Annotated in this window: 24 protein-coding genes, 1 tRNA gene and 5 pseudogenes; 21 read left to right on the forward strand and 9 right to left on the reverse strand. The window is 61.9% G+C overall.

The genetic code is table 11. The features are described 5' to 3' along the window. Window positions 1-99 precede the first annotated feature (99 nt). Both AC5O5I_RS08450 and AC5O5I_RS08455 read left to right on the forward strand, forming a co-directional pair. Window positions 100-1,260, forward strand: coding sequence for an ATP-binding protein (locus AC5O5I_RS08450; RefSeq protein WP_494512336.1), 1,161 nt, complete (start codon window positions 100-102; stop codon window positions 1,258-1,260). 91 nt (window positions 1,261-1,351) lie between these two features. Continuing rightward, window positions 1,352-2,794, forward strand: coding sequence for a SulP family inorganic anion transporter (locus AC5O5I_RS08455; protein WP_172227860.1), 1,443 nt, complete (start codon window positions 1,352-1,354; stop codon window positions 2,792-2,794). 97 nt (window positions 2,795-2,891) lie between these two features. Here AC5O5I_RS08455 and fusA read toward each other — a convergent pair whose 3' ends face one another. Further along, entirely contained in the window at window positions 2,892-5,003 is a 2,112-nt protein-coding gene (fusA, locus tag AC5O5I_RS08460; RefSeq protein WP_172286356.1) for an elongation factor G, read from the reverse strand. A 73-nt stretch (window positions 5,004-5,076) separates the two neighbouring features. Beyond that, window positions 5,077-5,502, reverse strand: a complete 426-nt coding sequence (locus AC5O5I_RS08465; protein ID WP_172231695.1) for a hypothetical protein — start codon at window positions 5,500-5,502, stop codon at window positions 5,077-5,079. A gap of 185 nt (window positions 5,503-5,687) precedes the next feature. Here AC5O5I_RS08465 and AC5O5I_RS08470 point away from each other — a divergent pair, with 185 nt between their 5' ends. Next, window positions 5,688-5,990, forward strand: coding sequence for a hypothetical protein (locus AC5O5I_RS08470; RefSeq protein ID WP_172231692.1), 303 nt, complete (start codon window positions 5,688-5,690; stop codon window positions 5,988-5,990). Window positions 5,991-5,993: 3 nt separating this feature from the next. Here the strand turns inward: AC5O5I_RS08470 and AC5O5I_RS08475 are convergent, their stop codons facing one another. Further along, entirely contained in the window at window positions 5,994-7,244 is a 1,251-nt protein-coding gene (locus tag AC5O5I_RS08475; RefSeq protein WP_494512337.1) for a 2-aminoadipate transaminase, read from the reverse strand. Between the two features lie 158 nt (window positions 7,245-7,402). Further along, window positions 7,403-8,299 (reverse strand): transcriptional regulator GcvA, encoded by an 897-nt coding sequence (gene gcvA, locus AC5O5I_RS08480; protein ID WP_172231686.1) that lies wholly within the window; start codon window positions 8,297-8,299, stop codon window positions 7,403-7,405. Between the two features lie 255 nt (window positions 8,300-8,554). On the opposite strand from gcvA, the gene AC5O5I_RS08485 reads away from it, so the two are divergent. The 12 genes and pseudogenes from AC5O5I_RS08485 to AC5O5I_RS08540 form a co-directional block, all read left to right on the forward strand. Further along, window positions 8,555-9,937, forward strand: a complete 1,383-nt coding sequence (locus AC5O5I_RS08485) for an amino acid permease (protein ID WP_172222106.1) — start codon at window positions 8,555-8,557, stop codon at window positions 9,935-9,937. Window positions 9,938-9,994: 57 nt separating this feature from the next. Then, on the forward strand, window positions 9,995-10,492 hold the full coding sequence (locus tag AC5O5I_RS08490) for a PaaI family thioesterase (RefSeq protein ID WP_172222109.1): 498 nt from the start codon (window positions 9,995-9,997) through the stop codon (window positions 10,490-10,492). An 87-nt stretch (window positions 10,493-10,579) separates the two neighbouring features. Further along, entirely contained in the window at window positions 10,580-11,275 is a 696-nt protein-coding gene (locus tag AC5O5I_RS08495) for a glutathione S-transferase N-terminal domain-containing protein (protein ID WP_494512338.1), read from the forward strand. A gap of 102 nt (window positions 11,276-11,377) precedes the next feature. Then, window positions 11,378-11,764: a DUF488 domain-containing protein gene (locus AC5O5I_RS08500; protein ID WP_172286360.1), complete on the forward strand. Its 387-nt coding sequence runs from the start codon at window positions 11,378-11,380 to the stop codon at window positions 11,762-11,764. A gap of 34 nt (window positions 11,765-11,798) precedes the next feature. Further along, window positions 11,799-12,230, forward strand: coding sequence for a GNAT family N-acetyltransferase (locus AC5O5I_RS08505; protein WP_172222118.1), 432 nt, complete (start codon window positions 11,799-11,801; stop codon window positions 12,228-12,230). A 119-nt stretch (window positions 12,231-12,349) separates the two neighbouring features. Beyond that, window positions 12,350-12,739, forward strand: a complete 390-nt coding sequence (locus AC5O5I_RS08510; RefSeq protein WP_172222121.1) for a helix-turn-helix domain-containing protein — start codon at window positions 12,350-12,352, stop codon at window positions 12,737-12,739. Between the two features lie 63 nt (window positions 12,740-12,802). After that, a complete protein-coding gene (gacA, locus tag AC5O5I_RS08515) occupies window positions 12,803-13,441 on the forward strand; it encodes a response regulator transcription factor GacA (protein ID WP_172222124.1) in 639 nt (212 codons plus the stop codon). A gap of 6 nt (window positions 13,442-13,447) precedes the next feature. Next, the gene (gene uvrC / locus AC5O5I_RS08520; RefSeq protein WP_172222128.1) at window positions 13,448-15,271 is read left to right on the forward strand and encodes an excinuclease ABC subunit UvrC; all 1,824 of its coding nucleotides are present in this window, start codon (window positions 13,448-13,450) and stop codon (window positions 15,269-15,271) included. A 33-nt stretch (window positions 15,272-15,304) separates the two neighbouring features. Then, window positions 15,305-15,865 carry a CDP-diacylglycerol--glycerol-3-phosphate 3-phosphatidyltransferase gene (gene pgsA, locus AC5O5I_RS08525; protein WP_172222132.1) on the forward strand — a complete coding sequence of 187 codons (561 nt, stop codon included), beginning with the start codon at window positions 15,305-15,307 and terminating at the stop codon, window positions 15,863-15,865. 63 nt (window positions 15,866-15,928) lie between these two features. Next, window positions 15,929-16,004, forward strand: a tRNA-Gly gene (locus AC5O5I_RS08530). 378 nt (window positions 16,005-16,382) lie between these two features. Then, complete coding sequence (locus AC5O5I_RS08535) at window positions 16,383-16,583, forward strand: Arm DNA-binding domain-containing protein (RefSeq protein ID WP_494512339.1); 201 nt, start codon at window positions 16,383-16,385, stop codon at window positions 16,581-16,583. A gap of 12 nt (window positions 16,584-16,595) precedes the next feature. Next, window positions 16,596-16,676 (forward strand): annotated as a pseudogene (locus tag AC5O5I_RS08540) (hypothetical protein); the annotation flags it as partial. A 50-nt stretch (window positions 16,677-16,726) separates the two neighbouring features. Here AC5O5I_RS08540 and AC5O5I_RS08545 read toward each other — a convergent pair. Continuing rightward, window positions 16,727-17,183 (reverse strand): annotated as a pseudogene (locus tag AC5O5I_RS08545) (conjugal transfer protein TraG N-terminal domain-containing protein); the annotation flags it as partial. Beyond that, window positions 17,168-17,506: pseudogene (locus AC5O5I_RS08550) on the reverse strand (conjugative transfer ATPase); the annotation flags it as partial. The pseudogenes AC5O5I_RS08545 and AC5O5I_RS08550, both read right to left, overlap by 16 nt. 142 nt (window positions 17,507-17,648) lie before the next feature. Here AC5O5I_RS08550 and AC5O5I_RS08555 point away from each other — a divergent pair. Further along, a complete protein-coding gene (locus AC5O5I_RS08555) occupies window positions 17,649-17,936 on the forward strand; it encodes an EF-hand domain-containing protein (RefSeq protein WP_172222141.1) in 288 nt (95 codons plus the stop codon). A 148-nt stretch (window positions 17,937-18,084) separates the two neighbouring features. Here AC5O5I_RS08555 and AC5O5I_RS08560 read toward each other — a convergent pair. Beyond that, window positions 18,085-18,344: pseudogene (locus AC5O5I_RS08560) on the reverse strand (IncC plasmid conjugative DNA transfer DtrJ family protein); the annotation flags it as partial. 56 nt (window positions 18,345-18,400) lie between these two features. Here AC5O5I_RS08560 and AC5O5I_RS08565 point away from each other — a divergent pair. Next, window positions 18,401-18,808: pseudogene (locus AC5O5I_RS08565) on the forward strand (protein kinase domain-containing protein); the annotation flags it as partial. Window positions 18,809-19,078: 270 nt separating this feature from the next. Here the strand turns inward: AC5O5I_RS08565 and AC5O5I_RS08570 are convergent. Together AC5O5I_RS08570 and AC5O5I_RS08575 are read right to left on the reverse strand one after the other, a co-directional pair. Continuing rightward, window positions 19,079-20,308: an OmpP1/FadL family transporter gene (locus AC5O5I_RS08570; RefSeq protein WP_494512744.1), complete on the reverse strand. Its 1,230-nt coding sequence runs from the start codon at window positions 20,306-20,308 to the stop codon at window positions 19,079-19,081. 166 nt (window positions 20,309-20,474) lie between these two features. Further along, window positions 20,475-21,146 (reverse strand): DUF3313 domain-containing protein, encoded by a 672-nt coding sequence (locus tag AC5O5I_RS08575; RefSeq protein WP_172286290.1) that lies wholly within the window; start codon window positions 21,144-21,146, stop codon window positions 20,475-20,477. Window positions 21,147-21,540: 394 nt separating this feature from the next. Here AC5O5I_RS08575 and AC5O5I_RS08580 point away from each other — a divergent pair, with 394 nt between their 5' ends. Genes AC5O5I_RS08580 through AC5O5I_RS08595 form a run of 4 tightly spaced genes read left to right on the forward strand, consistent with a single transcriptional unit; the run spans window position 21,541 to window position 25,012 of the window. Continuing rightward, window positions 21,541-22,164 (forward strand): paraquat-inducible protein A, encoded by a 624-nt coding sequence (locus tag AC5O5I_RS08580; protein ID WP_172286291.1) that lies wholly within the window; start codon window positions 21,541-21,543, stop codon window positions 22,162-22,164. After that, complete coding sequence (locus AC5O5I_RS08585) at window positions 22,161-22,787, forward strand: paraquat-inducible protein A (protein WP_494512340.1); 627 nt, start codon at window positions 22,161-22,163, stop codon at window positions 22,785-22,787. The genes AC5O5I_RS08580 and AC5O5I_RS08585 overlap by 4 nt, the downstream gene beginning before the upstream one ends. A gap of 3 nt (window positions 22,788-22,790) precedes the next feature. Beyond that, entirely contained in the window at window positions 22,791-24,428 is a 1,638-nt protein-coding gene (locus AC5O5I_RS08590; protein ID WP_172286293.1) for a PqiB family protein, read from the forward strand. 23 nt (window positions 24,429-24,451) lie between these two features. After that, window positions 24,452-25,012, forward strand: coding sequence for a PqiC family protein (locus AC5O5I_RS08595; protein WP_494512341.1), 561 nt, complete (start codon window positions 24,452-24,454; stop codon window positions 25,010-25,012). Window positions 25,013-25,022 lie beyond the last annotated feature (10 nt).

Genomic DNA, 25,022 nt, shown 5'->3' on the forward strand with positions numbered 1-25,022 from the left:
AGGTTGGCCCCGTCGACAGCGAAGCCCAGATGGGTGTTTTATCTTGTTTTATCTTGTAGGCTATAAATTATAGTTTGGTAGATAATTGAGGATAGTCACATGTCTCCGACCCGCTCGCTCCTGCGTCGAGATCAGCTGGCCAAGGCGCTGGCCCAGGATTTGGCCGGCGAGTCGCTGGTGGATTACAGCTCGGGCATGTTTCTGGCCGCGCCTCGACGTACCGGTAAAAGTACCTTCCTCAACAACGACTTCATCCCGGAATGCGTGAATCGCGGCTGGCTGCCGGTGTACGTCGACCTCTGGTCAGACCGTGACGCTGCCCCGGCGGAGCTCATCAGTGGCGCTATCGGTGTCGCTTTGAGCGGGTTCGAAAGCGCGCTGGCCAGAACGGCGAAGAAGGCCGGTATCGACAAGATAAACCTGCTGCGCACGCTCAGCTGGGATTTCACTCGGCCACAACTGCCGGCGGGCACCACGCTGGCCCAGGCGCTGGCTGTTTTGCATCAGGTGTCGGGGCAACTGGTGGTGCTGATCATCGACGAGGCCCAGCACGCCCTCAATAGCGAAGACGGCCTGAATGCGATGTTCGCCCTCAAGGCTGCGCGGGACCATCTCAACCGTGGCGACCGCCCGGACGGGCTGCGGCTGGTGTTCACGGGCTCGAGCCGTGACAAGCTGGCCAACCTGGTGCTCAAGAGCAAGCAGCCGTTTTTTGGTGCCAGCATCACCCCCTTTCCGTTGCTTGGGCGTGATTATGTCGAGTTCATCACCGAGCTCTGGAATGGTCGCCTGGCCGACAGCAACCAGTTCAAGGCCGAAGACCTGGCATACGCCTTCGAACTGGTCGGTCGGCGCCCGGAAATGCTCAACAAGCTGTTGGCCGAGGTCAGTGTCGGCCTGGGCGAGGCCGGCAACCTGGGTGAACTGCTGCGCAACGGCGCGCTCAACCATCAGGCTGGGGTGTGGAGCGACTATGAAAGCGTCTGGAACGAACTTTCGCCGTTGCAGCGGGCGGTGCTGGAGGTGATGGCCGAGCGCACGCGGGGCCGTCAGCCGTTTTCGCCGTTCACCGAGCAGACCTTGATCGACGTCAGCCGCAAGCTGGAACGGGCCCGGGCCGAAGCCAATGCCAGCACGCCCAATGTACAGAAGGCTTTGGATGCCCTGCGCGACAAGGAACTGGTGTGGAAGGCCAACCGTGGTGAGTATGCGCTGGAGGATGCAGCCATGGCCGAGTGGTTGACCCGTACCGGGCGCTAGCTACCCTTGCGCTGGTCGCTGTCAGACAAATTACGTAACATCGCGCCCCTTGTTTTTGTAACGTCCGCCCGGACTGCTTTCCAGGATGCCCATGAAACCCGCCCGACTACGCGCCGACCTGCTCGCCGGCCTGACCACCTCGTTCGCCCTGGTGCCCGAGTGCATCGCCTTTGCCTTGGTGGCCCACCTCAACCCGCTGATGGGGCTTTACGGGGCGTTTATCATCTGCACCCTGACAGCGCTGTTCGGTGGCCGGCCGGGGATGATCTCCGGCGCTGCCGGCTCGATGGCGGTGGTGATCGTCGCCCTGGTGGTGCAGCACGGTGCGCAGTACCTGCTGGCCACGGTGCTGCTGGGTGGGGTGGTGATGATCCTGTTCGGCCTGCTGCGCCTGGGCAAGCTGGTGCGCCTGGTGCCGTACCCGGTCATGCTCGGCTTCGTCAACGGCCTGGCCATCGTCATCGCCCTGGCCCAGCTTGAGCATTTCAAGCAGGGTGAGCATTGGCTCGGCGGCGCGCCGCTGTACCTCATGATCGGCCTGGTGGCGCTGACCATGCTGGTGGTCTATGTGCTGCCGAAACTGACCCGCGCGGTACCCCCCGCGCTGGTAGCGATCCTCGGCGTTGGCCTGCTGGTGTACCTGCTCGACCTGCCTACCCGCACCCTGGGCGACATGGCGCACATCGCTGGCGGCCTGCCAGTGCTGGCGCTGCCGGATGTGCCATGGGACCTGGAAACCCTGAAAATCATCGCTCCCTACGCGGTGCTGATGGCCATGGTCGGCCTGCTGGAAACCCTGCTAACGCTTAACCTGACCGATGAAATTACCGAAAGCCGTGGCTACCCGGACCGCGAATGCGTGGCCCTGGGTGCAGCGAACATGGTTTCGGGGTTGTGCGGTGGCATGGGCGGTTGCGCGATGATCGGCCAGACCGTGATCAACCTCAGCTCCAATGGCCGTGGCCGGCTGTCAGGGGTGGTGGCCGGGGTGATGATTCTGCTGTTCGTGTTGTTCCTGTCGCCTTTGATCGAGCGTATTCCGCTGGCGGCGCTGGTCGGGGTCATGTTCGTGGTGGCCCAGCAGACCTTCGCCTGGGCGTCGTTGCGGGTGCTGCACAAGGTGCCGGTGAGCGATGTGCTGGCGATCATTGCGGTGACAGTGGTCACGGTGCTCACCGACCTGGCCATGGCGGTGATGTTCGGCATCATCATCGCGGCGGTGAACTTTGCCTGGCAGCATGCCCGCGAGCTTTACGCCGACAGCCATGACGACGGGGAGGGGGGCAAGCGTTACCAGGTGCATGGGACGTTGTTCTTTGCCTCGACCGCGCCGTTCCTGAACCAGTTCGACCCGGCCAACGACCCGGCCAAGGTCACGCTGGATTGCCAGCACCTGAGCTTTGTCGATTACTCGGCAGTGGCCGCGTTGACCACCTTGCGCGAGCGGTACGCCAAGGCCGGCAAGCATTTGCGCGTGGTGCATTTGTCGGAGCGGTGCAAGAAACTGTTGAAGCGGGCTGGCGAGCAGCATTGAGAATTGTCTTTGCCTGTACCGGCCTCTCCGCGGCTAAAGCCGCTCCCCCAGAGTGTGGGAGCGGCTTTAGCCGCGAAGAGGCCAGTACAGGCGAAAATCACTCGCCGCGGTTCTTCTTGACGATGCCATCGGCAATGCTTGCCGGGGCCTCGGCGTAGCGGGTGAACTCCATGGTGTAGCTGGCCCGCCCTTGGGTCATCGAGCGCATCGAAGTGGCGTAGCCGAACATTTCCCCCAACGGCACCTCGGCGCGAATCACCTTGCCGGCTGGCGTCTCGTCGCCGTCCTGGATCATGCCGCGGCGCCGGCTGAGATCGCCCATGATGTCACCCTGATACTCTTCGGGGGTAACCACCTCGACCTTCATCACCGGCTCCAGCAACACCGCCCCCCCTTTTTGCGACAGCTGCTTGGTGGCCATCGAGGCGGCGATCTTGTAAGCCATTTCGTTGGAATCGACGTCGTGGTAGGAGCCGTCGAACACCGCAGCCTTGAGGTTGATCAAAGGGTAGCCAGCGAGCACGCCGTTCTTCATCTGCTCCTCGATGCCTTTCTGGATCGCCGGGATGTACTCACGCGGTACCACGCCGCCGACAATCTCGTTGACGAATTCCAAGCCTTCCTTGCCCTCATCACCGGGGGCGAAGCGGATCCAGCAGTGGCCATATTGCCCGCGCCCACCAGACTGGCGCACGAAGCGTCCCTCGATCTCGCAGGTGTTGCGGATTTTTTCGCGGTAGGCCACCTGCGGCTTGCCGATGTTGGCCTCGACATTGAACTCGCGGCGCATGCGGTCGACGATGATGTCCAGGTGCAACTCGCCCATGCCGGAGATGATGGTCTGCCCGGTCTCCTCGTCGGTGCGCACCCGGAACGAAGGATCTTCCTGGGCCAGCTTGCCCAGCGCGATGCCCATTTTTTCCTGGTCGGCCTTGGTTTTCGGTTCCACCGCCACGGATATCACCGGGTCGGGGAAATCCATGCGCTCAAGGATGATCGGGTTGTCGATGGCGCACAGGGTGTCGCCGGTGGTCACGTCCTTCATGCCGATCAGCGCGGCGATGTCACCGGCACACACGTCCTTGATTTCCGCGCGCTGGTTGGCGTGCATCTGCACCATGCGGCCGATGCGTTCCTTCTTGCCCTTCACCGAATTGAGCACCGCGTTGCCGGAGCTCAGTACACCGGAATAGACGCGGGCAAAGGTCAGGGTGCCGACGAACGGGTCCGTGGCGATCTTGAAGGCCAAGGCTGAAAACGGCTCGTTGTCGTCGGCGTGGCGTTCCAGATGGTGCTCTTCATTATCCGGGTCGGTGCCCTTGATAGCCGGGATCTCGGATGGCGCAGGCAGGTAGTCGATGACCGCATCGAGCATCAGCGGCACGCCTTTGTTCTTGAACGAGGAGCCGAGGATGGTCGGCACGATTTCGTTGGCGATGGTGCGCTGGCGCAGGGCCGCCTTGATCTCGTCGATACTCAGTTCCTCGCCGTCGAGAAACTTCAGGGTCAGCTCGTCATTTGCCTCGGCCGCGGCCTCTATCATGTGTGCCCGCCATTCGTCGGCCAGGGCCTGCAGGTGGTCGGGTATTTCTTCTTCGCGGTAGCTGGTGCCGTTGTCGGCGTCATTCCAGTAAATGGCCTTCATCTTCACCAGGTCGATCTGTCCGATAAAGTTTTCTTCGCTGCCGATGGCCAGCTGGATAGGCACCGGGTGATGCCCCAGCCGCTTGTCGATCTGCTTGACCACGCGCAGGAAATCGGCGCCCTGGCGGTCCATCTTGTTAATGTAGGCCAGCCGCGGCACATGGTACTTGTTGGCCTGGCGCCAGACTGTTTCGGACTGCGGCTCGACCCCGTCGGCGCCGCTGAACACCACAACCGCCCCATCCAGCACGCGCAGCGAGCGCTCGACCTCGATGGTGAAGTCGACGTGGCCGGGGGTGTCGATGATGTTGAAGCGGTACTTGTCGGCAAACTGCTTGGTCGAGCCCTGCCAGAAGGCCGTGGTCGCTGCCGAGGTGATGGTGATGCCGCGCTCCTGTTCCTGGGCCATCCAGTCCATGGTCGCGGCGCCATCGTGTACCTCGCCCATCTTGTGGTTGACCCCGGTGTAGAACAGGATCCGCTCGGTAGTGGTGGTCTTGCCTGCGTCGACGTGGGCGACGATGCCGATGTTGCGGTACAGCTCGATGGGCGTGGTGCGGGCCATGGCGGACTACCTGCGGATGGGCGGATTCCCCCACGTTAGCAGACCGGTAGAATCCTGCCGCGCCGCCGGGCCGTCAGTCGGTCTGGGCCTGCAGCAGCCACTGGCCTTCCACTTCGCGGGCCAGGCCGCTGGCTGGCAACAGCGCCAGCAGGCGGGTGTGCAGGGCGGCGTCGGTGAAGGTCTTGAGGGTGGTCAGGTCCAGCGTGCCGATCAGGTTGAGGTCGGCCTTGGTGTACGACAGCCAGGCTTTTTTCAGGAACTGGGCAACATCGCTGCCGGCAGTGCTGGCGAAGCGGCGATGCCATTGGCCACCGTCAAAAGTGAAATTGTGAGCATGGCTGTAGGTGCTTTCGTCGGCACCTTCGGTGCAGCGGTGGCAGCGGCACGGGCCTTCGCCAAAGGCATTGCGCAGGTAGCTGTTGAAGTCCACGACGGGCCTGAGGGACAGGCGTTTGTCGACATCGAACAGGTCGGCGATAAGGGGTTCTTCGGCGCTCACTCGGGATCCTCGTGTGGTGTGGCGTGCATCGGCGGGCACCCTAACAGATCGGGGCTGCCAGATCATCTTTTGCAGGCCCGGCCGGTTCGCGGGTGGACCCGCGAACCGGCCGGTAGAGACAACCGCGACCGCCTGCCGTACTCTACGCGCCTGTTAAGCCTTCACATCCCTTTGAGGTAACCCGCTTGAGCACCAAGTACCCCTATACCGCCACCGTAACCATCAGCGCCGAAGACCGTGGGGGCGATATCGAGGCCTCGGAAAACCCCAAAATGCGCGTAGGCCTGGAGGCGGTCACCGAAACCCTGAAGAAGGTGCATTTCGTCGGTACGCTCGCGGCCCCTGAAAAAAATGCCACGCACATCTGTGTGACTCTGGAGAACGGGCTGACCTACTACGGCCCGATCGTCAACGGCCACGCCGAGCTCGAAGGCGGCTGGATTGCCTTCGAGTCCGACATGCTGACCCCGGAAGAGCTGGGCCTTTAAGCTTTAGTTCAACTCTGCGAGGCATTGCTCGAGAATATCCAGGCCTGCCTCGAGCACCTCGGCCTCGATGGTCAGCGGTGCCAGCAGGCGGATGATGTGCCGCGCCTTGCCGCTTGGCATCAGCAGCAGGCCCTTGGCCCGCGCCGTTTCCATCACCTTTGCCAGTTGCGCCGGTGCCGGGCTGCCGTCGGCATTGACGAACTCGATGCCGCGCATGGCGCCCACCCCGGTCAGGCGGCCGATGAACGGGCTCAGGCCTGATGCCTTCCAGCGTTGGTAGCGGCTGACGATCGCCTGCTCCTGGCGCTCCCCCCAGGTCGCCAGGTTTTCGTCGGTCATCTGCGCCAGGCTGGCCAAGGCTGCCGCACAGGCAATCGGGTTGCCCGAATAGGTGCCACCCAGGCCGCCCTTGGGCAGCGATGCCATCAAATCCTTGCGCCCCACCACCGCACCCAGCGGCATGCCGCCGGCGATGCTCTTGGCCAGCAGCAGCAGATCAGGCTCGATGCTCAGGCGCGGGAAGGCGAAGCGCTGGCCGGTACGGCCGAAGCCCGACTGGATCTCGTCGATGATGATCAGGATGCCGTGTTCGTCGCAGAAACGGCGCAGGGCCTGGGCGAACATCGGGTCGAGCGCGAGGAAGCCGCCTTCACCCTGTACCGGCTCGAAGATGAATGCCGCCACGTCCTCCACAGCCAGCTCGACGCTGAACAGGCGCTCCATGGCCTTGAGCGCCTGCTCGCAGGTAACCCCGTTGTCGGCGCTGGGGTAGGGCAGGTGGTACACCGGCCCCGGCAGTTCGCCGACCCGCTGCTTGTACGGGGCGACCTTGCCGTTGAGGTTCAGGGTGGCGAGGGTGCGGCCATGGAAGCCGCCGTCGAAGGCGATGATGGCGCGTTTGCCGGTGGCTCCGCGGGCCACCTTGAGGGCGTTTTCTGCAGCTTCTGCGCCGCTGTTGGTGAGCATGCCGGCCAACGGGTAGCTGACTGGCACGAACTGGCTCAGCTGCGCCATCAGGTCCAGGTACGGGCCATGCGGGGCGGCGTTGAAGGCGTAGTGGGTGAGGCGGGTGGCCTGGGCCTGGATCGCTTCGACAACGGCCGGGTTGCAATGGCCCAGGTTGAGGACGCCGATACCGCCGACGAAGTCGATGTAATGTTTACCGTCGGTGTCCCAGACTTCGGCATTGCGGCCATGGGAAAGTGTGATCGGGTGAACGATGGCAATGGATTGGCTGATACTTTCCTGGTTCATGGGGCACGCGGACCTTGTTCGAGTTTCTTATTATCCAAGCGTGTTGGCGGGGTGTTCTGCAAACGAATTAATTGATTGCGGTCATTCCATGGATTCGTGATCTGGCCAATGTTTTGTGTTGGCTGTGCCGGCCTCTTCGCGGGCTTGCACAGGAGTAATCAATCCCCCTCAGCCACCCGCTCGCGAATCCACTGCACAAAGGCCCGTATCTTGGGCACCTCGGCGGCATGCTCGGCATGCGCAATGAAGTGCCTGCCATTGCTTGCCACCGGGTGGTCCCAGGCCACCACCAGCTTGCCTTCGCTGAGCTCCTCGGCTACCAGGTAGCGCGGAATCAAGGCAATGCCGCAGCCAGCGATGGCCGCGCGAATGCACAGGTAGAACGTGTCGAAACGCGGCCCGTGGTAGCTGTTCTGGCTATGCAGCCCCAGCCCCAGAAACCATTCATGCCAGGCCTCGGGGCGCGACACGCATTGCAACAAACGGTGCTCGGTCAGCGCCTGGGCGCTGGCGAACGGGTGATTGGCCAGCAGCTGAGGGCTGCATACCGGCACCACTTCTTCGCTGAACAACTCGATGCAGGTTGCCCCGGGCCAGGTGCCCTGGCCGAAGAAAAAGGCGATGTCAGCCTTGGCCTGGACCAGGTCGAACGGCTCCAGTTCGTTGCGTACATCCAGGTGAATACGCGGGTAGCGGTCGCCGAAACCCTTGAGCTTGGGCACCAGCCAGCGGGCACCGAAGGTGGGCTGGGTGGCGATGCGCAGCACTTCGGTCTCATCGCCATAGCTGAGGATGTAGCGGCTGGAGATGTCGATCTGGGTGAGGATCTTGTTCACTTCGGTGAGGTACAGCGCACCGGCCGGGGTCAGGTGCAGGCGCCGGCGAATGCGCTGGAACAGCGAGTGCGAGAGCATGTCCTCCAGCTGCGCCACCTGCTTGCTGACCGCGCTCTGGGTCAGGTGCAGTTCCTGGGCCGCGCGGGTGAAGCTGAGATGGCGGGCGGCCGCCTCGAAGCACTGGAGGGCGGTAGTCGAAGGCATCAGGCGTTTGGACATGACGGGCACATACCGAGCAAAAAAGGATGAAGTTCATTCCAAAGCGGAATCATGTGGTTCGAAAAGGTCGTTTGTTGACCCCGGCCTATAGATTAATACTGACCTGGATCAACGATTACAACCGGTCGTGCGAAGAGGAGGCCAGTACCCGTTTCCGGCATCAACAAAACAACAACAACGTCCATCAGAAATTTACAAGAATTCTGCTCCGACCTTCAGCCGCCTCGCCGCGGCCGACCCATTCGAGGGTTCTTCATGGCTTCGCTAGACAACAAGAAACAGCGTTCCCTGCAGCACGGCCTGACTTCCCGTCAGGTTTCCATGATCTCCATCGCCGGTATCATCGGCGCCGGCCTGTTCATCGGCTCCTCCAACGCCATTGCCACCGCAGGCCCGGCCATCCTCATTTCGTACGCCATGACCGGGCTGCTGGTCCTGCTGGTGATGCGCATGCTCGGCGAAATGGCCATCGCCAACCCCAACAGTGGCTCGTTTTCCACCTATGCCTCCGAAGCCATCGGCCCCTGGGCGGGCTTTACCATTGGCTGGCTGTACTGGTGGTTCTGGGTACTGATCATTCCGGTCGAGGCCATTGCTGGCGCCGACATCCTGCATGCCTACTTCCCCGGCGTGCCGTCCTGGCTGTTCGCCTTCCTGATCATGCTGGTGCTGTCGGGTACCAACCTGATCAGCGTGAAGAACTTCGGCGCCTTCGAATACTGGTTCGCGCTGGTCAAGGTGGTGGCAATCATTGCCTTCATCGTGGTCTGCAGCCTGGCGATATTCGGCTTCTGGCCGCTGGCCGAGGTGTCCGGGGTGAGTCGGCTATGGGACAACGGCGGCTTCATGCCGAACGGCTTCGGTACCGTGCTGGGGGGCGTGCTGATCACCATCTTCTCGTTCTTCGGCGCCGAAATCGTCACCATTGCCGCTGACGAAACCGCCAACCCGAAAGACAAGATCCGCCGCGCCACCAACCTGGTGGTGTACCGCATTGCCATCTTCTACCTGGCGTCGATCTTCCTTGTGGTGTCGCTGGTTGCCTGGAATGACCCTGCACTGAAAGCCGTTGGCTCGTTCCAGCGTGTGCTGGAAGTGCTGAACGTGCCGGGCGCCAAGCTGCTGGTCGACCTGGTGGTGCTGGTGGCAGTGACCAGTTGCATGAACTCGGGCCTGTACACCGCCTCGCGCATGCTCTATTCGCTGGGCGCCCGTGGCCAGGCGCTGAGCATGACCAAGCGCATCTCCGGTTCGGGTGTGCCCACTGTCGCGGTCATCCTCTCGACCCTGGCCGGGTTTGCCGGTTGCCTGGTCAACTATGTGTTCCCGGGGAAGGTGTTCGGATTCCTGTTGTCGACCACCGGCGCCATCGCCTTGCTGGTGTACCTGGTGATCGCCGTGTCGCAGCTGCGCATGCGTGCCCGTGCTGACCGTGAAGGGCGGCCGCTAGAGCTGAAGATGTGGCTGTTCCCGTGGCTGACCTGGCTGGTGATCGGCACCATTGTCATGGTGCTGGGCTACATGCTGTTCAGCGATGCCTACCGTTATGAAACGCTGATGACCGCCGGGGTGACCGCGTTCATCCTGCTGGTTTCGCTGACCCAGCGGCGCGCCAGGGTGGTCGCCCAGACGGCCTGATGTTTCTGCTTTAATGGGGGCGTTGCGCGCCCCCATATCAATAAGCACAGGAAGCGTATGAACAATCAGAACCTTTCCCTCCAGGCCCTCGCTGCGCCAGACGGCACCTGCTACGGCTGCGGTTGCTCGCACCCCAGCGGCCTGCACCTGCAAAGCCATTGGGATGCCGATGGCATCCACCTGCTGTGCCGTCACGCGCCCGACAGTACCTTCATCGGCTGGCCCGGCCTCGTCTACGGTGGCCTGCTGGCGATGCTGGTCGACTGCCACTCCAACTGGACAGCCATGGCCTACCACTACCGTAACGAAGGCCGCGAGCCGGGCAGCTTGCCGCGTATCGACTGCGTGACCGGCACGCTCAACCTGACCTACCTGAAGCCCACGCCGATGGGCGTCGAGCTGCTGCTCAAAGCCCGCGTGGAAGGTGAAACAGGGCGCAAGACCCGCGTGCTCTGCGAAGTCTGGGCCGACGATGTGCTGACCGTCACCGCCGACTCGGTGTTCGTGCGCGTCGATACCGAAAAGCTCAAGCTCAAGGCCCACGGTCAGGCCTGAACGGGCCACGGTCATGCGCGGCCGGTGATGGTCAGCCGCCCGGGATGCCTCTAGAGTGGCAGGTTCATTCCACAGGCAAGGTTGATCATGACCGATCTCAGTGCGTTCCCCATCACCCGCAAATGGCCCGCCCGACACCCTGAATGGCTGCAGCTGTATTCGCTGCCGACGCCCAACGGCGTCAAGGTGTCGATCATGCTCGAAGAAATCGGCCTGGCCTACGAGCCGCACAAGGTCAGCTTCGAAAGCGATGACCAGCTGAGCCCCGAGTTCATCTCGCTCAGCGCCAACAACAAGATCCCCGCCATCCTCGACCCCAACGGCCCCGGCGGCAAGCCGCTGCCGCTGTTCGAGTCGGGGGCGATCCTGCAGTACCTGGCGGAAAAGAGCGGGAAGTTGTTGAGCCTGGACCCGGCCCAACGCTACCTGACCTTGCAGTGGCTGATGTTCCAGATGGGCGGCATCGGGCCGATGTTCGGCCAGGTCGGGTTCTTCCACTTCTTTGCCGGCAAGGAATACGAGGACAAGCGCCCCCGGGACCGTTATGTGAATGAGTCCAAACGGCTGCTGGGTGTGCTGGACCGGCACTTGAAGGGCCGGCAGTGGATGGTCGACGAATACAGCATCGCCGACATCGCGATCTTGCCGTGGGTGCGCAACCTGGTGGAGCGTTACAACGCGAGCGAGCTGGTTGGGTTTGATCAGTTCAAGGAAGTGCAGCGAGTGCTGGCGGTGTTCCTTGAGCGGCCGGCGGTGCAGCGTGGGCTGAAGATTCCGGGTTGATGGTGGCTGTGCGGGCCTAGAGCAAAAAAAACAAACCGCACCTGCCCGCGACCTCGATCAATTATCTAGGCTCAAGACAGATGCTAACGGCAGGAGAACTCCATGATCCGCTGCAAGCGCGTCTACGCTGCGGTCGAGGTTGAAGACGGCCAGCGGGTGCTGGTCGACCGCTTGTGGCCGCGCAACAAGCGCAAGCAAGACCTGCACGGCCAGTGGATGCGTGAGGTGGCACCTTCGGATCAGCTGCGCAGGTCACTTCACCAGGGCGAACTGGATTTCGCCGGTTTCACCCAGCGTTACCAGCAAGAGCTGGCCGCTCACCCCGAGCACTGGTACCCGCTGCTGGGCATGGCAGAGCAAGGCACGCTGACATTGCTGTATGCCGGCAAGGACACCGAGCACAACAATGCCCGGGTGCTGGCCGACTGGCTGGAAGACGAACTGGACAAGCGCGGGCCCGGCAGTTCACCCGTGTGTTATGGCCATTGATCGATGCCTGGAAACCCCGAGAGCACATTGTGTGATGCCCCTGAACCTGACCCCGGCAAACGACAGCCACTGCACCTTCGCCCGCGACCTCACCCGCCGCGCCATGCTGCCGTACTACCGCGAATACCACCTGCTCTGGATAGAGGAGGCTTTCGACGAAGCCTGGGGCTGGCGCGAGCAGTGGCTGGTGACCGACGGGGACACCTTGCTGGGCTTTTGCAGCCTCAGCCAGGACCGTCAGGCGCTGTTCATCCGCGAGTTGCACCTGCTGCCCGAGCACCGCGGTCACGGGGTGGGTAGTTGGGTGCTGGAGCAACTTGTCCTGTGGGCCAGGCAGCGCGGCCTGCCGCTGCTGCGGCTGATGGTATTTCGCAGCAACCCGGCCCGCCTGCTTTATCGGCGCCACGGCTTTGTCGAAATGGGCGAGGACGACTGTTTTGTACGCATGCAGCGAACCATCGACTAGTGGCTCAATGATGGCTTGTCGCGACCCCAGCGCATCGGCATAGTGAAGGCTGACAGCCACGGCTGCCCTTCGGCAGGCGGGGAGTGCCTCGGCAAAATCAAGGGAAAGGAGAACCCCCTATGAATGGAATCGGTCCGCGTCTGCGGGAAGAGCGTGAGCGACTGGGCATGACTCAGCGCGTGTTTGGCTATATCGGTGGGGTCGAACCCAATGCCCAGGGCAAATACGAGAGCGGTGAACGCATGCCGCGGGTGGATTACCTGGCGGCATTGGCGACGCGTGGTGTGGATGCGTCGTACGTGCTCAGCGGCATCCGCACCCCGGCCCTGCTGGACGGGTTGAGCATGGACGAGTCCGCCTTGCTGAAGGCTTTCCGGCAATTGTCGGTCGATGATCAAGCGGCACTCGGGCACCTGCTGGGCCGATTGGCGAACCCTGAAAAAACCCGGCAAACAGTGCGGTCTCTCACAGTTGAGCGTCAGGCGTTTCTGACGGAAGCAATGCGTTAGGCCCACCGTGAAATTTTTTGTTAAGGTGGCGGGATCCAATCGCCCTGCTGACGAGGTGTGTGCTTGATTAGGGTCTTAGTGGTCGACGATCACGATCTGGTACGAACCGGTATTACGCGCATGCTCGCCGACATCGATGGCCTGCAGGTGGTGGGTGAGGGGGATTCGGGCGAGTCGGCGCTCAAGCTGGCCCGTGAGCTGAAGCCGGACGTGGTGCTGATGGACGTGAAAATGCCTGGCATCGGCGGCCTGGAAGCCACCCGCAAACTGTTGCGCAGCCACCCGGACATCAAGGTGGTAGCCGTGACCGTGTGCGAGGACGACCCGTTCCCCACGCGGCTGTTGCAGGCCGGTGCCGCCGGCTACCTGACCAAGGGCGCAGGCCTGGATGAAATGGTCCAGGCCATTCGCCTGGCCTTCGCCGGCCAGCGCTACATCAGCCCGCAGATTGCCCAGCAGCTGGCGCTCAAGCCGTTCCAGCCGCAGGGCTCGCCGTTCGACGCGTTGTCCGAGCGGGAAATCCAGATTGCTCTGATGATCGTCGGCTGCCAGAAAGTGCAGATCATCTCCGACAAGTTGTGTCTCTCGCCCAAGACCGTCAATACTTACCGTTATCGGATCTTTGAAAAACTCTCGGTCACCAGCGACGTCGAACTGACCTTGCTGGCCGTTCGCCACGGTATGGTTGACGCAAGCCTGTAAACCCTCATGTCTCAAGTTTTTGATGCCAGCGCATTTCTGGCGACCTGCAGCGGTCGCCCGGGCGTTTACCGAATGTTCGACGCCGAAGCCCGGCTGCTGTACGTGGGCAAGGCCAAGAACCTGAAGAAACGCCTGACCAGCTATTTCCGCAAGACCGGCCTGGCGCCCAAGACCGCCGCGCTGGTTGCGCGCATTGCCCAGGTCGAAACCACCATCACCGCCAACGAAACCGAGGCGTTGCTGCTGGAGCAGAACCTGATCAAGGAATGGCGCCCGCCGTACAACATCCTGCTGCGCGACGATAAATCCTACCCCTACGTGTTTTTGTCCGACGGTGAGTTTCCGCGGCTGGGCATTCACCGTGGGGCGAAAAAGGCCAAGGGCCGCTACTTCGGCCCATACCCCAGCGCCGGCGCCATCCGCGAGAGCCTGAGCCTGCTGCAAAAGGCGTTCTCTGTCCGCCAGTGCGAAGACAGCTACTACGCCAACCGCACCCGGCCGTGCCTGCAGTACCAGATCAAGCGTTGCAAAGGGCCCTGCACTGACCTGGTCAGCGCCGAGGAATACGCCGAAGACGTGCGCCACTCGGTGATGTTCCTCGAAGGTCGCAGCCAGCAGCTGGGCAATGAGCTGAATGCCGAAATGGAAAAGGCCGCCATGGCCCTCAATTTCGAAAAGGCCGCCGAGTTGCGGGACCAGATCGCCCTGCTGCGCCGCGTGCAGGACCAGCAATATATCGAAGGCGGCAGCGGCGACGTTGACGTCATTGCCGCTTTCGTCAACCCGGGTGGCGCCTGCGTGCACCTGATCAGCGTGCGCGGCGGCCGGGTGCTGGGCAGCAAGAACTTCTTTCCCCAGGTGGGCATCGAGGAGGAGGTGGCCGAGGTCATGGCGGCCTTCCTGTCCCAGTACTACCTGGGCAACGCCGAACGTGAATTGCCCAGCGAGTTGATCGTCAACGTTGTTCACGAAGACTTCCAGGCCATCATCGAAGCGCTGCACACGCTGCGCGGCCGTGAGCTGTCCATCAGCCATCGGGTGCGTGGCACCCGCGCTCGCTGGCAGCAGCTGGCGGTAACCAACGCCGAACAGGCGCTGAACGCCCGCCTGGCCAACCGCCAGCATATGGCTGCACGTTTCGAGGCCTTGGCCGAAGTGCTCGGCCTGGACGAAGTACCGCAGCGCCTGGAGTGCTACGACATCAGCCATTCCAGCGGCGAAGCCACCGTGGCCAGTTGCGTGGTGTTCGGCCCGGAAGGCCCGCTGAAGTCCGATTACCGGCGCTTCAATATCGAAGGTGTCACCGCCGGCGACGACTACGCAGCCATGCATCAGGCGCTGACCCGCCGTTACGGGCGCATCAAGGATGGCGAAGGCAAGCTGCCCGACGTGTTGCTGGTGGACGGCGGCAAAGGCCAGCTGAACATGGCCCGCGACGTGATGCAGGAGCTGGGTTTCACCGACCTTACCTTGCTCGGCGTGGCCAAGGGCGTAACCCGCAAGGCCGGTTTCGAAACCCTCTACCTGAACGACGTGCACCACGAATTCACTCTCAAGGGCGATTCATCGGCCCTGCACCTGATCCAGCAGATCCGCGACGAAGCCCACCGTTTCGCCATTACCGGCCACCGCGCCCGCCGCGGCAAGGCCCGTCGGGTGTCCAGCCTGGAGGATGTGGCCGGGGTAGGGCCCAAGCGCCGCCGCGACCTGCTGAAACATTTCGGCGGCCTGCAGGAGCTCAACCGCGCCAGTATCGATGAAATCGCCAAAGCCCCCGGCATCAGTAAAAAGCTTGCCGAGTCGATTTATGCCAGCCTGCATAGCGAGTAGAATGCCGGGCTCAACTTGCGGCCAGTCGTACCGATGAATATTCCAAACCTGCTCACCGTTCTACGCGTCCTGCTCATTCCGATCTTCATCCTGCTGTTCTATATGCCCTATCACTGGAGCTATATGGCCGCCAGCAGCGTGTTTGCGGTGGCGGCCGCCACCGACTGGCTGGACGGCTACCTGGCGCGTCGCCTGCAGCAGAGCACCCCGTTCGGCGCGTTCCTGGACCCGGTGGCCGACAAGCTGATGGTAGCGGTGGCTTTGGTACTGCTGGTGCAGGTGCACGCCAACTTCTGGCTGACCCTGCCGGCTGCAGTCATCATCGGCCGCGAGATCGTGGTATCGGCACTGCGCGAGTGGATGGCCGAGCTGGGCGCGCGGGCACATGTGGCGGTGTCCGACCTGGGCAAGTGGAAAACCGCGGCACAGATGCTGGCGCTGGTGATTCTGCTGGCCAACCCGCCTGCAGTGACGTTCTGGGTCATTCTGGGTTACGGGCTGCTACTGGTGGCGGCAGGGCTGACATTGTGGTCGATGGTGCACTACCTGGTAGCGGCCTGGCCGCACCTGCGCGAAGGCTCGGAACAAAAATAAAACTTTTTTGAATCAAGGGGTTGACGCCGTTTTGGATTTCGCTAGAATGGCATCCATCACGACGCGGGAATAGCTCAGTTGGTAGAGCACGACCTTGCCAAGGTCGGGGTCGCGAGTTCGAGTCTCGTTTCCCGCTCCAAATATAGATCTGCAGAATTCCATGGAAGTCTGTAAGTCGTTGAAAAAAGGCCCTTCGGGGCCTTTTTTCGTTCCAGCTCAGTCTGCCTGAATCCACCAGTAGCCACGAAATTCAAGTACATTTTTAAGTACAGCGATTCCGGGCAGTTGGCGTAGCGGATTGATGGCTGAGCTGGGCCTTGGGCATCGATATACATCTCCTCGACCTTACGAGACCGGGAGATGTACACATGCCATTGACCGACAGTGCCGTCCGCCAGGCGAAGCCGACCGGCAAGAACTACACCCTCAAAGATACCGCTGGCCTTGCACTGGTGCCAAGGGTGCCAAGCAGTGGCACTTCCGTTTCTACTGGCTGGGCAAGCAGGCCCGGATATCGATGGGCGTCTATCCCGCCGTCAGCCTCAAGGAGGCCAGGGAGGCATGGGATCAGGCGCGCGCCTTGGTTGCCCAGGGCGTCGATCCTCGCGCCGACCGGCGTGAAAGCCGCCTCGCTGCCTGCGCTGCTTCTGAGAACTGCTTTCGTTCAGTCTTCATCGACTGGAAGGCCTTCAGGGCGCTGAGCCTCAAGCGCGGGTGACAAAGCACGTTGGTGCAGATCGAGCGCCACTTCATCAAGGACATCCTGCCTTGGCTGGGGGATCTGCCGATTGTGGAGGTGTCCCGCCAGCATGTGCTGGAGGTGCTGCGCAAGATCGAGCGGCGCAAGGCAATGACCACGGCTGCTGCTCTCGAACCATCCGACAAGCCCTGCAAGGCGCCGCCCATACGGAATCCTACCCAGGTGAGCGCGGACACCCTGAAGCCCGGAAATACGATGAACATTGATCCCATTACGAAGTTCAGTAGCATGTCACCGAATGAGTTATTCAGCCCCATGAGCAAGTTGAAGTTGCAGTGGGGCGAATCCCAGCCATAGAGCGCATCGAGGATTGTGCTATCGATCCAACGTGCCAGCGGAAACCAGAAGTCGACGAAAAGCAATGCGAACTGTGCACAAGTGATGGTCATCAATGTCTTGAGATCGACGGTGCCGACTAGAAAAGTAAGTGGTATGCAGATAAGCCAAGGCCATTTTTAAGAACGCCAGAATCATTGGCAGCGCTTGGCGTACGACATCCATTGCGGGGAAGTAGCCAAGTGAGCCCATCGTAAGTCCTACGTCACCATCTGGTCGCGTTCGGCGATGTTGTTCACCGTGTTGAGCAGGGACAGGTAGGCGATCGACAACTGGGCGTTGTAGCCCTCGCGGGCGAAGGTGGCCAGGTCGACGACGGTGATATCCGCCTCGGGCCAGGGCGTGCCGGGGCGGTTGAACAGTTCACCGTCCAGGCCCTGGCAGAACAGGTCCATGGCCTCGGCCATTTCCTGGAGGCGGTTGCGGCGGGCTTCAGGTAATGAAACATCAGCGCTGCGCCGCCGTAATGCATCGCGCACATCTTCGGTCAGCACTGTGCGTTCGATACAGTGCTGCGCGGCATCCAGAATGCACTGACGGATCAAACAATCATTGGGTTGGCGTTTGGTTTGAAAGCGTGGAGGCTGGAGTTCAGCAGACCTGTACTGATATTTTTGTCAGTTGCTTCTAGGTCTATTGGTGCGTGAAGATAAATGCTGTCAATGTTTTCATATTTTGAGGTGTGTCATGTCTATTGCCCGCAGCGAGCAAGAGCTGAAAGAAAACTTTGCTAAGATTGATGTGAATGGTGATGGAAAGATTACGGTTGATGAATTTCGTGCGCTCTTGGTGAGTGGGATTCGGGAGGACTATTCAGAAGCTGTAAGTGATGTTTCGATTTCTGATATTGTTGACAAATATGCTAAGCAGCAGCTTGCGTCCATGGACGCTGATGGGAACAATGAAGTCAGCTTTAAAGAGTACAAATCTGCCTATGACAAGGCTGCGGCCGAGGCTGCAGACGAGGACGAGTAACGTCGTCATATTTTGCACTGTCGCCGCTGCAGCCTTTCGACAATCATAAACTGTCGTGCTGCGGCGACGTGTGCTCAGTTCTATATCAAAGAGCAAAGCTGATAGGTATTGCTACTTGATGGGTTCATGTCGTTCCCGAAATGCCTGATTAGAGATGCCTTTTGAAGGCTGCGGCTGACAGGTTTACTGCCAATCCCAGAGAAATCGCGGCTGGTAATAGAATCAAGACAGGTACCACGCTCATCGGCAGTGTCAGATAAACGACCCAGGGCAGCACTGCGAGTGGCATAACGCACCCCTTGGCACGGTGGTAGAGGTAGCCGGACTCGCGGCTCGCCTCGAAGCGGCGGATATCTCGCCGTACCAGTCATCCACCAGCCCAACGAAGGCGGCCATGGCAAACAGCGGAAAGCGCGTGGTGGCCATCGAGCTGTATTTGAACCGCACCAAGCTTTACGACCCCGCTCGATGGCCTGGCACGGCTCAGCCGCAATCGTATCAGGGCTTGGACCCCGGCCCATGCCGCCCCTGAGCTGCTCGACGGCGCGCGCCTGTCGACAGCTTCCGACCTGTTCGCCGCCGCCTGCGTCATTTACGAGTTGGCCGGCGGCAAGCAACCGTTTGGTCACCTCGGTGCTCGAGCCATGGGTAAACAGCATCCAGGCCAGTCGCTGGACCGGCCTGCCAACCTGCCGGCCAAGGTATGGCCGGCACTGCGCCAGGCCCTGGCGCTGGACCCTGCGGCCCGCCAGTCCGGTGCCCGGGTGCTGCAACAGGCCCTGGTGATGCCCCCCCTTTCGTTATTGCGCCGTTGGTTCGGCCAACCCGAAGGATACCTTGCGGATACGGAGAGCCCCCATGTTCAACCCTAGCGATGAAACTCACTTCAGCCTCGCCCTGGAAGACGCCGATGTCGACTTTCAGGTGTTGTCGTTCACCGGTCATGAGGCCGTCAGCCAACAGCAACGACATCCTTGATGGGCGAGTGGAAAATCGTCATGTCTACATTCATTTGGCGCCAGAAGGCAATGTTGGCATCTTAGAGTTCGCGCTCGATGCCGCCGAACGCCCCGCTTTCACAAAAAGCTCATCGTTGTTCGGCGCGGTTTGCACGGATTCCCCTCCCGCTGCGATCGACCCCCTCAGAACCGCCAGGTAGCACCGCCCCCCACAATATGCAGCGCCGCATTTCGATAGCTGCCGGATAGGCTGTTACCTGAGCGTGCTTTGGTCTGCTCGACATCCATGTCACCCAACCACACCAGGGTATAGGCCAGGTGAATATCCAGGCCTTCTTCGACCTGATAGTTGAATCCGGTTGCCAGCCGCCAGGTTTCGTTCATCGGGTTGTCCACCGTGCGGTCTTTGTCATCCACCGCTGAACTGTCATAGCCCACGCCCATGTTCCAGCGCAGCTTGGGGGTGACCTGGTACTGCGCACCCAGCGAGGCGTGCCAGGTGTCCTTGTAGCGGCGCTCGACGGTGCGGCTGGTGCCGGCAGCGTTGGTATCGACTTCTACGCCAATCTCCCCGAACTCGCTCCAGTCCTGCCAGCCGAGGCTGCCCAGCAAGGTCCATTGCTCGTCGAGCTGGTGGGCAACGCTCAGCAGCACCGTCTGCGGTACCGCCATGTCCAGTTCGAGGCTGTCGACATCCAGCCGGTTCAGGGCGGCGCTAAGCAGCGGGTTGCTGATGTTGCTTACGTGCGGGCTGTCCTTGAATTCGAGGTCGATCTTGCTGGTATAGGCCAGGCCGATCCGGGTCCGTTCGCCAAGCTTGTAGAGCAAACCCACGTTGACGCCGGTGCCCCAGTCGGTGTCCTTGTATTCCAGCTGCCCGTCAGGCCGGTCGGTCACGCCGAGCAGGTTGTTGTTGATCGCCATTTCGGTGCGGTAGTAGGCGTACATGAAGCGCGGGCCGACACCTACGGAAAGGTCATCGGTAAACTGGTAGGCGAATGTTGGCTGCAGCGACACCCCGATTACGGCGGCCTCCTGGGTGAAATAGCGCCCGGTCCAGTCATCGTCGTAGTCCAGTGCCAGGCCAAAGTTGCCATACATGCCAAAACCGATGGCGGCGCGCTCATCCAGCTGGTGGCTGATGAACAGGCTGGCACCTGGCAGGTACTGCAAGCTATTGCCGCCCTCGTTGCCGGCAAACTGATTGTTGCTGTCGCGAGAGAAGCGGATGTCACCGAGTATCACCTGGGCATTCGCGCTGATCTGTGTGCCGCGCAACTGGGCAATGCCTGCCGGGTTGCTCATCAGCACGCTGGGGTCGCTGGCCAGCGCGGCGGCACCGGCGTTCGCCAGGCCATTGCCTTCCTGCCCCGCTTCATAGATCAGGATCCCGCCAGCCCAGGTATTGCTCATGCTCAGGCCAAGGCCGTAGGCAAGGGCGGGCAGATAGCGGCGATAAAATGCATGGGGGCTGTGGTTGAGCATGCTGCAGCCTCTGCGGGGGCGGGCCCGAAGCAGGCCCGCTCGCTACGGGGAGCCTTCAGGGCGGTAGCTGGACCGAACCCGAGGGCGCTGACGCTTACTTGGCTTTCAACTGCTGGAACGACTTGACCATGTCCAACGCCCAGCCATCGAGCACCGCCTTGGCATCTTTGGCCTGCATCACCTGCGAGGAATCGTCCAGCTGCGCGCCAGCCCCTTTACGCACCACTTCGGCGACCACCTGGTTGCTGTCGCCATCGAGGAACACCGCCTCGGTGGCGATGCTGGTGTCCTGGTCACGAATGCCGGTAGCGGCGCTCACACCGGCCGCCACCAGGGCGATCGGGATCACTTCATAGGGCCGTAGGCTCTTGGTCTGCGCGCTGACTGCGGTGATCGCCGGGCGTACTACCAGCACGCCAGGGCCTGGGGCGTTGGCCAGCGGCAATGCCTTGGAGAATTGCGTGCGTAATGCCTGGTCGTAATATCGAGTGATGCCTTGCAGGGTACTTCCCGGGATCTTCTCGGTGGGCTGCGGCCGTGGATAAAACTGGCTGGGTTCGATATAGACGCTGCGGTAACGGTTGACATCGACCCCCGGCTTTATCCAGCGCATGACCGGTGCACCAGAAGGCGACTTGTCTTCCTTCAGCATGCTGTAGTCCTTGAGAAAACCGGAATACTGATCGGACTCGACGTACTTGCTGGCGCATCCGCCAAGCGCGAGCGAGGCTGCGCAAAGTGTGGACAGTAGCAATTTGGACTTCATGTTAGGGCTCCTTCGGCCTCGAATTACCTGCGCATAGATGGTGGCTACGCCGGTCCGGGCCTACGGGCCCCGCAGCATGCTCGATCGAATTCGCCGAGCATTCCGGCTGTGCAAACCTATTGCGAATGAGAAGGGGTGTCGAACTAGCGTAGAACGTTTTTTTCACATGCAAAGATTGATACACCAGTGTTTTCCGGCCGGATGATAGGCGCAGCGTGTTCTTAGTCACTTTCGCAATAACCAATACGTTTTGACATAGGCAATTAGTTGATCTGCAACTTCAACCTTACATGCAGGACCTTGTCCAGTCGCTAAGCGCATACCTCACCGGCTTTATGTGGTTCTGTAAAGCATGGTCTACGCTTGCTCGGAACAAACGGGGAGGGACTTGTGCATGGCCAGTGTTGCCGAAAGAGCGCCCGGCACAGCCCTGGCTGGTGCCATCATCTGCGAATACTGCGACGCTGTTTATCAGCGCACCCAGTTGCAGCCGTCCCAGCGCGCGGTATGCAGCCGCTGCGGTGGGGTCCTGCAGCGGCCTGTTCGCATTACCGTGCAACAACGCCTGGCCCTGAGCATCACCGGCGCCGTGCTGCTGGCGTTCGCCAACCTTTACCCGGTGATGTCGATCAGCATGCAGGGCCTGCGCAATGCTGCGACGCTGTGGGATTCGGTGATGATCCTGAGCCACGGCAGCATTACCTTCATCGCTTTGGTGGTGGCCCTGGCGATCATCCTCGCGCCGATGCTGCAGGTTGCATTGCTGATCTGGCTGCTGGCTTTTGCCGTAGGCCGGCGGCGGGCGCCAGGGTTCGCCATGTGCATGCGCGCGCTGGAAGGCCTACGGCCCTGGAGCATGCTTGAAGTGTGCCTGCTGGGGGCGCTGGTTGCGGTGATCAAGCTGGCCGGCCTGTTGCAGGTGATACCGGGCATCGGCCTGGTGGCCCTGGCCGCGTTGAGCGTACTGATCATCCTGATTGCCGGGCGTGACATTCGCGATCTCTGGGAGCAGGTATGAGCAACCCGCCGCTGGCCGCCGAACTGCAGCTGTGCCTGTGCCATGGCTGTGGCCTTGCCGCAGACCTGCGCCACAATCGCCATCAGTGCCCGCGCTGCGGCGCACCCCTGCACTCGCGCAAGCACGATGCAATCAGCCGCGGCTGGGCGTACCTGTTGGCAGCCCTGGTGTTCTACATTCCAGCCAACGCCTTGCCCGTAATGCACACGACAATGCTCGGCCAGGGCATCGACAGCACCATCGTCGGTGGGGTGATCGAGTTCTGGGAAGAGGGGGCGTGGGACATCGCGCTGATCATCTTCATCGCCAGTATCGGTGTGCCGGTGGTCAAGTTCGCCTCGCTGACCCTGCTGCTGTCGAGCGCACAGCGGCGTAGCCGAAAGGGCTGCCGGCAGCGCTCGAAGCTGTACCGTTTCGTCGAGCTGATCGGCTACTGGTCGATGCTCGATGTGCTGGTGGTGGCGCTGGTGGCGGCGCTGGTGCAACTGCGCGAACTCGGCACCATCGAGCCGCGTGCGGGCATCCTGTTCTTCGGCCTGGTGGTGGTACTTACCATGCTCTCGGCAATGAGTTTCGACCCGCGGCTGATCTGGGACCACGCCCCAGCCGAGAAGGAGGCCTGACCGATGCAGGAATCGCAAGGCCAGCCGGTGCCTGGCCAACCCGAAGTGCGCAGCCGGCGCTGGAACATTTCACTGGTCTGGATCGTGCCGATCCTGGCGCTGCTGGTCGGCGCCTCGCTGGTGGTGCGCAACTGGATGCAGGAAGGCCCGGTGATCTCGATTTCGTTTCGTACCGGTGACGGCCTGGTGGCGCAGAAAACCCCGGTCAAATACCGCAGCGTGGTGATCGGTGGGGTGACATCGGTAGAGCTGGCCGACGACCGCAACAGCGTGGTGGTGAAAGTGCAATTGAACAAGGATGCGCAATCGTTCGCCAGCGAAGGCGCGCGCTTCTGGGTGGTGCGCCCACGCATCGGTGCCGGTGGCGTCAGCGGCATCGACACCTTGCTCTCGGGGAGTTTCATCGGCGCCGATGCCGGGCAGTCGGGTGGCCCGCAAAACAGGTTCACCGGGCTGGAGACGCCACCGCCGATAACCTATGGCGAAAAGGGCAAGCGCTTCGTGCTGACCGCCCGGGACCTTGGCTCGCTGGATATCGGCTCGTCCATCTACTACCGCAAGATCCCGGTCGGGCAGGTGGTGTCGTACGCCTTGCGTGAAGATGGCCGCGGGGTCGATGTGGACATCTTCGTCAACGCCCCTTACGACGCATTTGTCACCCACGACTCACGCTTCTGGAACGCCAGCGGCATTGATGTGAAGGTGGGCGCCGACGGGGTGAAGATCAACACCGAGTCGCTTTCAGCACTGCTGGTCGGCGGCCTGGCGTTTGGCACTCCGGCCTTTGCCGAGCAAGCCGAGCTGGCTGCCGATCAGCAGCGTTTTCGCCTGTTTGCCGACCGCGAGGCCGCGTTGGCTCCGCCCAGCGGCCGGTCACGGCACTTGCGCCTGCGCTTCGAGCAGGCCTTGCGCGGCTTGTCGGTTGGCGCGCCGGTCGAGTTCATGGGGGTACCGTTCGGAAAAGTCACTGCCATACAGCTGGACTACGACGAGCAGAAGCAGACGTTTCCGGTCATGGTCGATGCGGTGGTCTTTCCACAACGCCTGGGGCCGGTGCAGGCCAAGATGCTCAAGGCGCGCGACCCCGACAGCGATGACGAAACCGCTACCCGGCAACTGATCGGCAGCTTTGTCGAGCATGGGCTGCGCGCCCAGGCGCGCAGTGGCAACCTCATCACCGGGCAGATGTACATCGCCCTGGACTTCTACCCCGATGCGGCCAAGGTCGCTTTCGACAGCTCACCAGGCCCACTGCGCATTCCGACCATCCCCGGCAGCCTGGAGCGGGTGCAGGAGCAGTTGCAGGGCCTGGTCGACCGCTTGCGTGAATTGCCGCTCGAGCGCATCGCCAGCGGCCTGGATAACAACCTGTCAGAACTGCAGCGCAGCCTCAAACAATTCAACAGCCAGACGCTGCCGGGTGTCACCAGGACCCTCGATGACATCCGCAAAACGGTGAACACCGCCAATTCGGCGATCTCGGAAAACTCGCCGCAGCGAGAGCGCCTGGGTGAAACCCTTGACGAGCTGGACCGCATGTCGCGCTCGGTCCGCGACCTTACCGATTACCTTGGCCGGCACCCGGAATCGCTGATCCGCGGCAAACCCAAAGGTGTGGATGCCGACAACCTGCAGCCCTGACAAGGCTGATCATGGAGCACGTTATGCCAAAGCGGTGGATGGGGTGGTTGGTTGCCAGCGGCGTGCTGCTGGCCGGCTGCAGTGGTGCACCGGTGAGCTATCACACCTTGGTGCCGGTGCCGATGGACCAGGGAGCGCGCAGCCAGGTTCGGGTGGAGCGGGTCAGCATGCCGCCCCAGGTGGACCGCCCGCAGCTGGTAGTGCGCCAGGGCAGCAGCGGGCTGGCCATCCTGGAAACGCAATGGTGGGGCGCCAACCTGGTGGATGAGTTCCGCAGTGCTCTGCAGGACCAGCTGGGTGGGGCGGCTGGCGGCAGTACTGCCTCTACCGTGCGGCTGGATGTGCAGCGCTTCGATTCGGTGCCAGGCCAGCATGCCCTGGTCGACGTGCGCTGGCGCCTGCAGCGCGCCGGAGCAGCGCAGGCGCTTACCTGCCGCAGCATCGTCCAGACCCCCGCTGACAACACCGTCGAAAGCCTGGTCGAGGCGCATCAGCAGAACGTGCGCAAGCTTGCAGAGCTGATCGCCCGCAGCGATCGACCTGGCCAGCAGGCATGCCCTGCGCAGGGCGCGATAGTGCCCTGAGCGTGTTTGC

This window comes from Pseudomonas sp. 9_2_1 (genome assembly GCF_059295275.1).